Raw genomic sequence first — 11,936 nt, 5'->3', positions numbered from 1 at the left:
CATTGATGTTCAAATAAAGTCTTTCGTTATATTCCATGAAATGAAGCCTTGCCATTCGATAAGGAACACATTACTCTACTGATTATTCTTCCACACAAAGGCACTCAGCAGTTTATCCATTTGCGACATGGCATAGAGTGGGCAGATTTGTACGTGACGTACTGCATTATTATCCTTGACATCCTGATACTCAAAACTTCCATAGTTCTCCATTGAGCATCTAAGAGCATTGTCCAAATGCTTTTCGTTCATAAACAGCCAAAGGCTCTTCATTCCGCCTTGCATTCCCGCCTTCACCTCGATGGGAACAACTTGCTGCTTATATGTTACAAGATAATCAATCTCTGCAGAGGAATTTTTCGCCATTCTAAGCCAGTAAAACAAGTCATGGCGGATGTTCGGAGTTTTGTAGTGCAGTATTTCCAGTCCTGCAACCATTTCTGCCATTGGTCCTTTGTTTGCCAATTCTGAAACATCAGATGTTAGGATTTGGGTTGTCAGCTCACTTACATCACCGGTCGTCATATTCAGCAGACGCAACATCAAACCAGTGTCGAGCAAAAGCATCTTACGATAGGAATAATCAGCCTCACTTCCTAAAGGTACGCCATTGGCTGACGTATGTGTGACAGGAATCAGTATGCCTGCAAGAATAAGCATTTCAAGGGCTTTCTTCACTTCTGAAGTACTATAACTGCCGCCGACCTGAGAATAGACAAACTTTTTAGTGGCTTGAACGGCTGCACTACGCATGGTCAGGCGCAAAAGCATAGGATCAACACGCTTCTTATATTTCGGAAAATCGTCTTCATAGGTAACGACAATATCATCCTGCACCTCCTGGCAAGCCAGATAGTCGTGGGTCTCCACCCATTTGCTCACGGCTTCAGGCATTCCGCCAACAAGCATGAAAGTACGGAGTAGCCCCACCAACTTTTCATATAGAGGAGCTGGCAGTGGTGCTGATGACGTAGCTTGATTCCGCGCCTCAATAAGCAAATTCTCGCCATTAGCAAGCAGGAACTCATCGAACGTCATCGGAAACATAAACATCGAGTGAATCCTGCCGACACCAAATGTTGGCAGTTCTTCAAGTGCGAACTCTAACAAAGAGCCTGCAGCTATCACATGAAGTTCGGGCATGTCCTCTTTGAAAAATCGGAGTGACATGATGGCTTCGGGACAAGCCTGAATCTCATCAAGAAACAGAAGTGTGCTTCCTGGTTCTATCGGCTTACCGGCAATAGCCGCCATTTGTGGAACAATTCGTTTCACATCAATATCGCCTTGAAATAGCTGCTTATATGAAGGTTGCCGTTCAAAGTTCACCTCCACAAAGCTCTTGAACTTCTGACTCAGATGACGAACTGCTGTTGACTTTCCTACTTGACGCGCACCTCTTAACAGCAAAGGTTTATGTGAAGACCTTTGTGACCATTCCAGCAAATATCCGTCTATCATTCTTGGATAATACATAACTCTAAGATACTTTATAATTTGTCTGTAAAGGTACAAAATTAAAATTATCCAAGGAAATATTTCTCAATAAATTTCAAAAATACAAGGTATTATTTAAGTATCATTGAATATTTTCCCATCTAATAAAATCGTTAAAAATCAACTTTTCCAATCATTTTCGATATTCATCTGATTTTGTCTTGAGACATCAATTCCCAACATTTAAGTTGTAGTATGAAAAACATTTCCATGTTAGCCCACATAAAAAAGGTATGCAAGGAAAATCCAAGCATACCTTCTCGACAAATTTTTAAATATGAGATTTAAATTTTAATGAAAGTCTCAAGACTTTTTAGCTTATACAAAAAACAACTTCTATCATTCAGTAAGCATGACTACCGCAAAGCGGTTTGAGTCATTGACCTTATATTTATCTATTCCACCAAAGCTATGCAGATGAATGAGACTTTCGGATACCCCTTTATCCACAAGCATTTGAGCAATATATCTGGCACGACGCTGAGCAAGTTCCTGATTGATGGACTGTGTACCAGTGGCGCTGTCAGCTGCTCCGGATATGGCCACTTTTAAATTATGTGCCTTGGATATTTTTGCAATGTCATCAAGGTTCACGATCTGGGATTCATCTACAAGCTTATCAGAATTTAGCTGGAAGAAGAAGTACACTGGAACACCCACAGTTATCTTAGAATGACCTGAAATTGCAATTGAGTCCAATGCATTATTATTTGCAGACATAAGATTATCAGATATATTCTGACCAGCAGACAAAAGTGAATCTGAGTGGCAGTTTCCAATCTGTACATACGTATCCACAAGACCGATTTCAGCATCATCAGCCGAGTTTTCAGCTATACCGTCAATACCTGATTTGCTTTCTGGTGAGCCAGACTTTTTCCCGGACAACCGTGCTCTTAGTGAGTTAAGCCCACTATAGTTATTCTTGGGATAGACAGTCTGTACCTCTTTATCTCCAGACATTTTTTTCTGCAATCGTATATTCTCATCCTTCATATAGGAGATGTAATCCTTGAGATAAGCATTCTGCTTGATATAAGGTTTAGCATCAACCACACGCTTCCATCCAGTCTTGCCTAATGTGATGGAGAGACCGGCTGAGACCGTAAGCATATTATCCTTGAATTTTATAGAGCTACCCATATTATCAAAATTCTGGGCTGTAGTCAGTCCACTGACTCCGGCAACAAGTTTTACCCTGTTGCCAATTCTGTAACCTATCTCCAGTCCATAGGTAAAGGCGAACGGACGGCTGCCATCTGAACCTCTGCCACATGAGCATGGATCAGACCAGTTCGCATTATGAATCATACCCACTCCCACATAAGGAACAATATCCCAAAGAGAGAATCCGTACTCATTCTGACGGAGTCCGGAAGTCAGATTGTACATCAGGTCTGCATGATAGAACTGATACTTCATGGATTTGAACTCAGCGTTCTTGAACGTCAGTCCCTGGAAACCTACACGTCCACCGATTGCGGGTGTGAACCACTTTCCAACGCCGACCTGGAAGGCTGGTGTTATTCGATCGAACACATCACCGCAACCAATGGGTGATCCGAGAAAAGCTGAAGCCCCGCCCTTAATTTCTATAAACCAATTTCTACCCCAGTTGGCTGCTTCGCTTACATTCTTCAGATATGTAGGATTCATAGGCAAGAGCATCTGCTCCTGACTGAAAGTATTCTGCTTATAAATGCTGTCAGCATTGTGATTGATGTTACTTGCAGAGACTGTCATCGCAGCAAGACATCCGGTTAAAAACATAAGAATATTCTTTCTCATATAGTTTGTACTTTAATAATTGATACTGTCATAAGCCAAAAGGCTTACTTTTACATTCTCTTTTTCCGTTTGACAGATGGCGCACACATCTTGCGTGCCATTGCCAGACACCTACGTGCCCACTCACGGTCATCATCTTCCGGCCGTCTTCCCCAACCAGTGGAGGGGCCACCGCCACCTCCATGAGTCTTAGCAATAGTCGTTGCATCGTCCACATAACCGCACACAAGGTTCAAGGCAACCATGACAACATGATTCCCCTGTTCTGCCAGTTGACAGAGCAGTGTATCGTCAAACATGGATTTTGTTTCCTCCGGCAGATGGTGATAGCGGGATGTGAACTCCTGTGACATTGTGTCAAGCATTGCACCGTTCAAGTGATAGCTCATGTTATGAGCCCATGAAAGTTCAGACTGATTGGCCTTGTTTTCCAGTTCCCCGGCTTGCTGCTCGATGTTAGCCTTATCTTCACGAAGAGCTTCAAGCAACCGGTTAGTCTCATCAAGCTTCTTTTCCTTGTCTGCCAGTTTAGCTTCGACCTGAGCCTTCTGGTATTCGAGATTTTGAATCTTACGTGCTATCTCTGCACTGATACTCTCGCTATTGGCCTGCATTGCCCGAAGAGGACGGAGTTCATCTTCCAGACGGTCTTTCTCCGTCTTCAGATTATCAATCATAGTCGTAAATGACTTCTGTTTCTTCTGGGCTATTGCCAGTTCCTCGTTCAGTGACTTCAGCAACTTGCTGTTGTTCTCCAACTGGGCTTCAAGTGTCACACAGGCGTTGGCCAACCATCTTCGGTACTCCTCTGTGGAGCGATGTCTCGCACCAGATTCTACAACCGACACCCCTCTTGTAAGCCCCCATTTTTCATTGACCTTTGCAAGCTCATCGTGCAGGGCAAGCATATAATTCTTAAACTCCAGACGGTTCTGTCCATGGAAAATCTGCTTGAAAGCAAACTTGCCGTTCTGGTCTATCGGTAGTAGAGCACAGTGAACATGCGGATTTTTCTCGTCACAGTGGACTATAAAGGAAATGATGTTTTCCTCTCCATATTTATCTGCCACGAAGCGATAAATGTCACGAGCCCATTCTTCTATTTCCGGCATACGCCGTACATGCCCGTTACCTCCTTTGCTCTCAAAGTCAACTTCCTGATTGCCGAAGGCCAGCTCACGCATACGGTCGGTTGAGCCTCCGAATATGAAGTTGACTACTGTCCGGAAACGTGGCTCGGCAAGTCCTTCGTTCGGATCTTTAATGCCACGTGACGCAAGGTTTTCTGCCATGCGTTTTGTCAGCGGACGCTTCTTGTCTATCGGTGTGACTATGCCACCTTTCTGCACCTCGAAATTAAGATGCTCACGGCTACGGTCATAGTTTCCTTCACGCATAGCCTGTTCCCATCCCTTATCGGTCCAGGCACGTAACTCCTCATTACTCGTCTGTGAGAGCCCTTTGGAAGTCTTTATATCCATGACTTGTTTTGATGTAGTACCCATAATGACAATTTTATTTTTTGTGTTATTCTTAGGCTTTTTTCAGTCTCCTTTACGGTCATACGCACACTTAGAAAACTGACCCAGCTTGCTGTTCATCTGGTCAGCCCTCCCGCCGCTTCGTAGCGGTCGGGGTATTAGGCTTCCCGAGACTGTAAAAAAGTGGCACGTGCAAGCACGCTGCCTGTCGTTACCTCCATCCGTTAGCGGGACAAAGACGAAGTGTACAAAAGCGTATGACATGCCGTGCATCGCTAATAAGGCGTTTAATCCGTTCCGTTTTCAACAGAGGAAGTGCCCCCAGGCTTATAATCCGTTTTGTTCCCCACGGGGCTTAAATCAGGTCGAGGAGGGTTATCGTAATAAAATGATCCCTGGTCAGATACATAGTATTCAAAGATGATGTCAAGGAGAATAATCTCTGCCTTCGTATAACAGGACACGGTTTCTACCATATAACTGGGCTTCCTGTTTTCACGTATCGCAACAACCAGAATGCCAAGGATGTCTATTACTTTCTGCCAGTCCCAGACATGGTCTTTACCAAAGAGAAGACCGGTTGAATCCGTCATTTCTTCAGGCATTTCCTTCTCCATTTTCAATATCTGAAATATGGACTTTACCAATGAATCGAATACCAGACTCTGCTGTTTCAGAACATGGCAATCAGGTCTGCCTCCGTCATTTTCCGTTACCGCCAATTCCATTACCTTATTGAAATAACAATTATAGGATTGGGCTACCTGACTGGAAGTATTGCGTCCTTTAAGGAACCGCACAAACTGAAGTGCGTTAAAGTCCAATATATCAGACGGAGTCTCAACAAAGAGAGAAAGACGTTGTTTCTGGCTTACAGAAAACACGTAGCTTTTTGAATACTGCTCCATGTTAAGATGGCCCAGATTGACAAGACCGGTCAGGAACTGACGGACTGTTGCACGTTGCCACTGCCATTTCCGCGCAAGCTCAGATATGGTGGCAACAAACTGGCCGGGGAGTATTTTCAGATTTCCTACCACAACAGATGTGGAGTATGTTCCTGATGTCGCTCTTGTGAGCAGATCACAATAGGCTTCCAATTTACTGTATCGGTCTTCTGATTTAGGCTTCAGATACTCCAACAAAGAGCGGTCTATGCCTTGTGGGTCATTCAATTCAGAAGCATAATTGTTTTTATTGTTAGTCATTTGCGTCATTTTTAGATTACATTAAAAAAGTGGAAAACAAGCAAGCAAAGAATATATATTCCACATGTAAGTGGCATTAATAGTAGTTCTTCATTATCCATTCAACCTGGCTTTTAAAACTGTCGCAGTCTTCAAGTACGCTTTTCTGCTGAAGAACTCTTTCAGACGGATAAAAGACAGTTGCCACACTTAGCAGGAAAAAAAGCTGGAACACACTGTTCATATAAGTCGTGGCATAACATACCACTGCTATCAGGAGTGTGATATACCAAAACCGTTTCCTTTCATGCAGAATATGAAGGGTACTATCGGCAATCCTTCTGTTCAAAAGTGCCAGCGTCAGGATGCTTGACAGTCCAACTGCCAGATTCGGTTCTGTCATACAACAGCACCAGTTAATGAAGATGAGCGCAAGCATCATAATACTTACATAAAACTTTCTTGCACTGTCAAATACGACCATTCTCCACATGAAGCTTTTCATGCAGCGGTACTGTTTCTTGTATAAACAGAAGAATGCCAGGAGAAGCAAAAACGGAAACAAAAAACGGATGAAGGTTAATGTATGCATCATAGTGAATCCATTTAGTTATTTGCATTCTCAACGTGTTCCTGCCCTTTTCTTTGGATTGACTCCAACCGTTTAGCGATGCGCTTGTTCAACCGGACATTATAGCTGAACGATTTCTGGTCAATAGTGGGGTCTTTTGAAAGCTCCTCATCCGTTTTGATGAGAAGATTCAGATAAGAATCCAAATTAGAATCGTGATTCCTTTTCTCATCTCCTATGGCATAATCATCAGTCAATGAAGTCACCTTTTCCAAGGTATCAGGGTCAACATCATCGGCCAGGTCATAGGCCCTTTTAATGCTTCTCATAACCATCAGGCAAGAGAATATGAGGAAACACAGTATAGCCTTGATTATTATATTCAGGTCAAATACCATCATCGCCAGTACAGCCAGCAGGATGACTGTAAAATAAAAAACATAAATTTTCCTGTTAGTATTCATAATCGTCAAGTTCAAGTTTTATTATACCGAAAGAAGCTTTCTCTATAATGTATTCGACATCACGCAAAGTGAGCGCATCATGCTTTATCCGTTCAGAGGCTAAAGGATCTTTTTTACAAAGAGCCAACAATCCCATTCTCAAATCGTATTCATTGATGTTCCAGGTACAGGACCTCTTGAAACAGAAATGTTCCCTATAGCTTTTCAAAGTGATAGCTTTAAACAGTAGCGGCTTCAACATTCCATCCTGAAGTATTCGCATCTCTACCAGTTTCTCTGTGCCTATAACCTTTATCCATGTCCTGTTTTTATGTATGATGTCTGCAATGAGGTAATACGTCTGCCTGTTCATTCAAAGTCCGCAGTTGAAGTCATTCATTATCTGGACATGCTCTCGCTTTTCTATGAATTTTCCACGACGTTCATGTAGTCGCAAATCCTCAAAAATGTCAGCAGACATAACCTCAATGGAATTATAGATAGTAACATATAACTCATGGATAAGACCGTCCGTATGTGTCTTGCAGTTTATCTTGAACATACGTTCCGTCACCGGATAACAGTAGGCGCAGCATTCATGTCCGTATGCGGTAGCGGATGATGGCACCATGTGGTAAAGAATGGCAAGATCCGCATTCATCTCAAACATGTCCAGAACCTTTTCGAGAGGCTGAGGTTCGTGTACTTCATAAGGGAGTACGGCATAATCTTCGTAAGTCTTGATTTCCCCAAGCCAGTAATTATCAATAATGGCTGGTAACAATATGGGACCGGATGATCTGAATTTTAAAATAGCTTCCTGTAACATGATATTTATTTGATTAGATGGTTGATATGTATAATCGAATTAGCTGATTCGGAATTTTTGTGGCCACATCCCGATCGATTAGGTGTTTGCTGTCCAATCTGGATATGATAGCCGGATAATCCTTTGCAATATCCTTCATAAGCCGAATCTGTTCCGGTGTCAGCATTGTTATGGCAAGGGCATCTATCGAGAGATAAGGTTGTAGCATCATCCACAAGTAAGCATTGGCATATTGCGAATCCTTTACTATACCACGTTTCAGTTTCTCATGACAGACTTTGGCATTCAGAAGCAGACGGCGGCCTGTCCTCATGGACATATAGGTAATAGTTTCATCTGCCTTGATTTTACCATTTGATGCTTCCTTATAAATGCTGTCACAAATATTGGCCGTCATATCAGTAATATCCGCCATACCCAAAGCTGAGCACTCGTCAATGGAAGCAAGAAAGCTTCGGAAGAAGAAGTCTTCCATACGGATAAATCGAAGAAGCGCATCTTCTGAGTGTACCCCATGTAATTTATATGAAAGCAGAAACTCTGAGTAATCGGCAAGCAAGTCTCTAATATTCCCGGTATATACAGGAATACTGTCCAATGAGGAAAAGAATACTGTTGCATGTCGCTTTAATGAGTCAAGTTCCTTATCCTGACCATAGATAGAAGTATGAAGTTTGACATATGCCACATCGCTTAGAGTAAAGTTGTCCGCAAGCTCCATCAACCTCGTGCGAATGGAATCCGTTATACTGTCAAACCTCATGGTCAGACCGGCATGAGCCGTAAACGAAGGGTCTTTCTGAATGAATTTGTAGACCGTGTCTGAATATTCATACCACAGATTGATAAATGAGGCAAGCTGCTCGGCATTACATATATCCTGTACACTGATAGTTTTATAAAGGTTGCCGTATTCATTCAGAGCTTCACCAGAGGAGTCAAAATCATATTTCTCATGATTATTGCATGAGTAAAACAAGAATATAGAGCATAAAAAAATCAAGTGAAAGATTAAACTCATTTGAGTATTTTTTCTTTCACTTGATTTACTTTCTTTCACTTGTTTTCCTGAACCTGCGTCAGACATACCAATCAAACCGCTACTACAGTGATTCTGACCGATTAAATTTCTATATATCATTGGCATAATTTTGTTTGTTATGTGGCAAATGTACAGATAAAATTCCACATTGTCAGTATAAAATATTCAGTTTATACTAATTTATATTTCATACTCATAATAGTATGATTTATAATGTATATCCGTTAGTAATAGGAATTTGGGAAAAGAAAAGCCAATCATAAAACTGCCATGTCAGTATGATTACTAATATGAATATAATTTATACCTTTGCATCAGAGTAGTGTTCATTATACTCTTGGAGAATTATTATACTATATATTTTTCAAGACAAGATAAGACAACTATTTGATTATCAGTCAAAACCTTTATAATATGGCAAAGATAGGTTACATCATGGCAATATCCCAGTATGACAAACTGGAAGAAGACAGGGAGTGGATGAATAACTTCGGATGTATACGCATTATTGAGGAGTGCGATGAGAACGAACGCAACAGACCGCTTTGGAAGCAACTCATGGTTGCCCTGCAAAGGGGAGATGAACTTGTTATCCCTAAATTTTCAAATGCCATCCGTGGCAGTCGAGAACTGGCTACATTCCTGGAATTTTGCCGGGTAAAAGCTATTCGCGTCATAAGCATACACGACCGGATTGATTCCAAGAACCAGCTTTTTCCTGAAACCAAGCCATCGGATGTGCTGGAAATGATGGGTGCCTTACCTGAAGAAGTACTTGCTTTGAGAAAGACTGCCGAGCATGTGGTGAACCTGCAGGCGAAAATGATTGCATCATTACCGAAGGTTTCTTCCACAAAATTACAAAAGCTCGACAGAGAAAAGACAGTCATCAATCTGTATGCAGCCGGTCATCCTATAGATGAGATATGGAGAGCAAGCGGCTTCAAAAGCAGAAGTTCTGTGTTCCGTATTCTGAACAAGCATGGCATCAAACTCAATAGAGGGAACCATTCCGGACCTATCAAAAAGAAAAATGAAGAGGATACATCGAAAGATGTGAATAAAAGCTGATTATAATGAAAAAGATACTTTTCCTTCACGGATTCTTTGCCACAGGAAGTTGTCCGATGGCAGTTGCTCTGAAAGAAGCATTTGAAAATCATGCCTCCGTCTTAACACCCGACCTTCCGCTTCATCCCAAGGAGGCATTAAAACAGGTACGCTCCATCATTGAACAGGAATCGCCCGACCTGCTGCTGGGTAACAGCTGCGGATCTTTTCTTGCGCAGATTCTCGCCCCGATAGTCGGCATCCCGGCATTGCTTGGCAATCCGCACTTTGAGATGACGAAATTCTTAAAAGAAAGAATCGGTGAGCATCAGTACAAAGCTCCACGCAAGGACGGCAATCAGACACTAGTCATTGATGAAGCTTTAATCGAGGAGTTTGCCGAACTCGAAAAGATTCAGTTTGACTGCTGTAATCCGTATTACAGAGACCGTGTCTGGGGACTATTCGGCGAACAGGACGGACTGGCTCACTATGAGCCCATGTTCATGGGACATTACAACAATTCCCATCATTTCCCGGGTGCGCATACTCCTACAGAACAGGAAGTGAAGACCTGGTATGCACCCTTGGCCATGAAGATGCTGATGGAGTTTCCTAAGAAAGAAGAAAGATATTTCCGTCATTTCAAGGGTGGTACCTATAAATATATCCATTCCGCTTTTGACAGTGAAACTCAGGAGCGGATGGTTGTATATCAGGCTCTCTATGGAGAAAAATCCTATTGGGTCAGACCGGAAAAGATGTTTTTCGAGACTATAGAAAGAGATGGAAGAAGCTTTTCAAGGTTTACGGAAATAGACATCTGAGTGTTTAAGGTTTATCCGCATAGCCGCTATAACCGTAAGACTGCAACGAGTAAAGGAACAGAAGACCATCCCTGTGGCTCCTGTTCCTTTGTTCTTATCACTCAATTTCCGACGTAATGAAATCAATGTGGCCAGCAAATATATCATCGGCATCAATCTCATGTTCATTGCCCCGGTCGTTTTTCTCATCTCCTATGATGGTTATTCTTCCATCATTGCTAACCCTCACTGCAAGGATTACCACATCACAAGGCTCATCATAGTCATACGCTGCCACTATCGGGCAATCACCCTCAAAGTGCCATTCATAGCCATCGGCAACCTTCTCACCATATTGGCGAATTGCAGAAACAAGCTCTTCCTGTTCGCGATGCTTTACCTCCTGCACACTATCATAGATTGAGAAGTTCTTCAACTTAGTTTCCCGCTGTTCATGAACTTCCTTGCCATTCTCTTCGTCTATGCCGAATTCATGAAACTGCACCGGAACATAATCTGCAGGAACTGCCATCCATGAAATGTTATTCAAGGAGTAGTCGTGCTCTACAAGGAAAAGTTCAACGTCCTCTCCAACCATATTCTCCGGAACGTTCAAAACATCTATACGGGCATTTGCGCAATCCATAACAATAATCTTCATAGTTGTCCAAATTTTAAGTTATACATTAGTTTTCATCGTAAAGTCTTGATAAGAAAGACTGCAGTTCTTCGTCCTTTATCCCTTTGAGGGCACAAGATTTGAAACTCCTATCCTGTTCTATCTTCAATAAGCCGAGTCCGTACTTACTCGCATCATAAGTGACATCGGCCATTTCAGATGCTGACATGTAGCCGTACTCTGTTTCATGTAGACCGACCACTATACCATATAGGGTGAAGTCATCTCCTTCGGGCTGTCCTTCCATAATATACCAACGGATATTGCCAAGGTGAAACACTGCGATGCAAAGCGCATCCTTTCCTTTTGCGTCCTGTGAATACAGGGGATAATCACTCAGAGCCTCTCTCAGTTCTGGAGTTACCAGACGATTGTTGAATTTTGTTACTGTCATAATATCTGAATTATTTATTTCCCTTTTGTTACAGCCTTTCAGCTGTGTGTCGGGAAGATTTTTCTGCATCAGAAGTTTGGAGAAGGCAAATAAGGCAAGAATGGCATGAAGAATACTCTTTAAGTGCCTGTCACTTAAAGGAAGATTGTTCACAAGACACGTCTTGCAG

The 11,936-nt window shown here is 42.3% G+C and carries 13 protein-coding genes; 2 read left to right on the top strand and 11 right to left on the bottom strand.

The window, feature by feature from the left end; translation table 11 throughout:
• Positions 1–75: 75 nt before the first annotated feature.
• The 9 genes from M3089_RS12645 to M3089_RS12605 all read right to left on the bottom strand — a co-directional run bounded on the left by M3089_RS12645 (position 76) and on the right by M3089_RS12605 (position 8,937).
• Positions 76–1,476, bottom strand: a complete 1,401-nt coding sequence (locus M3089_RS12645) for an ATP-binding protein (protein WP_249084466.1) — start codon at positions 1,474–1,476, stop codon at positions 76–78.
• 360 nt (positions 1,477–1,836) lie between these two features.
• On the bottom strand, positions 1,837–3,285 hold the full coding sequence (locus M3089_RS12640; protein ID WP_175324241.1) for an OmpA family protein: 1,449 nt from the start codon (positions 3,283–3,285) through the stop codon (positions 1,837–1,839).
• A gap of 50 nt (positions 3,286–3,335) precedes the next feature.
• Positions 3,336–4,790, bottom strand: coding sequence for a MobV family relaxase (gene mobV / locus M3089_RS12635; protein ID WP_249084465.1), 1,455 nt, complete (start codon positions 4,788–4,790; stop codon positions 3,336–3,338).
• A 263-nt stretch (positions 4,791–5,053) separates the two neighbouring features.
• Complete coding sequence (locus tag M3089_RS12630; RefSeq protein WP_249084464.1) at positions 5,054–5,974, bottom strand: DUF3489 domain-containing protein; 921 nt, start codon at positions 5,972–5,974, stop codon at positions 5,054–5,056.
• A 76-nt stretch (positions 5,975–6,050) separates the two neighbouring features.
• Positions 6,051–6,458: a hypothetical protein gene (locus M3089_RS12625; RefSeq protein WP_211451893.1), complete on the bottom strand. Its 408-nt coding sequence runs from the start codon at positions 6,456–6,458 to the stop codon at positions 6,051–6,053.
• A gap of 101 nt (positions 6,459–6,559) precedes the next feature.
• Positions 6,560–6,988 carry a hypothetical protein gene (locus tag M3089_RS12620; protein ID WP_249084463.1) on the bottom strand — a complete coding sequence of 143 codons (429 nt, stop codon included), beginning with the start codon at positions 6,986–6,988 and terminating at the stop codon, positions 6,560–6,562.
• Positions 6,978–7,340, bottom strand: coding sequence for a hypothetical protein (locus M3089_RS12615; protein ID WP_249084462.1), 363 nt, complete (start codon positions 7,338–7,340; stop codon positions 6,978–6,980). The genes M3089_RS12620 and M3089_RS12615 overlap by 11 nt, the downstream gene beginning before the upstream one ends.
• The gene (locus M3089_RS12610; protein WP_036631325.1) at positions 7,341–7,796 is read right to left on the bottom strand and encodes a hypothetical protein; all 456 of its coding nucleotides are present in this window, start codon (positions 7,794–7,796) and stop codon (positions 7,341–7,343) included.
• A gap of 13 nt (positions 7,797–7,809) precedes the next feature.
• The gene (locus M3089_RS12605) at positions 7,810–8,937 is read right to left on the bottom strand and encodes a hypothetical protein (protein ID WP_249084461.1); all 1,128 of its coding nucleotides are present in this window, start codon (positions 8,935–8,937) and stop codon (positions 7,810–7,812) included.
• 315 nt (positions 8,938–9,252) lie between these two features.
• Here M3089_RS12605 and M3089_RS12600 point away from each other — a divergent pair, with 315 nt between their 5' ends.
• Both M3089_RS12600 and M3089_RS12595 read left to right on the top strand, forming a co-directional pair.
• Positions 9,253–9,909 (top strand): recombinase family protein, encoded by a 657-nt coding sequence (locus tag M3089_RS12600; protein ID WP_036631322.1) that lies wholly within the window; start codon positions 9,253–9,255, stop codon positions 9,907–9,909.
• 5 nt (positions 9,910–9,914) lie between these two features.
• Entirely contained in the window at positions 9,915–10,715 is an 801-nt protein-coding gene (locus tag M3089_RS12595; protein ID WP_036631320.1) for a YqiA/YcfP family alpha/beta fold hydrolase, read from the top strand.
• Between the two features lie 97 nt (positions 10,716–10,812).
• On the opposite strand, the gene M3089_RS12590 is transcribed toward M3089_RS12595, so the two are convergent.
• Together M3089_RS12590 and M3089_RS12585 are read right to left on the bottom strand one after the other, a co-directional pair.
• A complete protein-coding gene (locus tag M3089_RS12590) occupies positions 10,813–11,355 on the bottom strand; it encodes a hypothetical protein (protein WP_036631318.1) in 543 nt (180 codons plus the stop codon).
• Positions 11,356–11,380: 25 nt separating this feature from the next.
• Positions 11,381–11,920: a DUF2958 domain-containing protein gene (locus tag M3089_RS12585; protein WP_232429071.1), complete on the bottom strand. Its 540-nt coding sequence runs from the start codon at positions 11,918–11,920 to the stop codon at positions 11,381–11,383.
• Positions 11,921–11,936 lie beyond the last annotated feature (16 nt).

The organism is Marseilla massiliensis, from assembly GCF_023336985.1.
In the GTDB taxonomy this organism is placed as follows: domain Bacteria; phylum Bacteroidota; class Bacteroidia; order Bacteroidales; family Bacteroidaceae; genus Prevotella; species Prevotella intestinigallinarum.
This window is presented reverse-complemented; position numbering and strand designations above follow the sequence as displayed.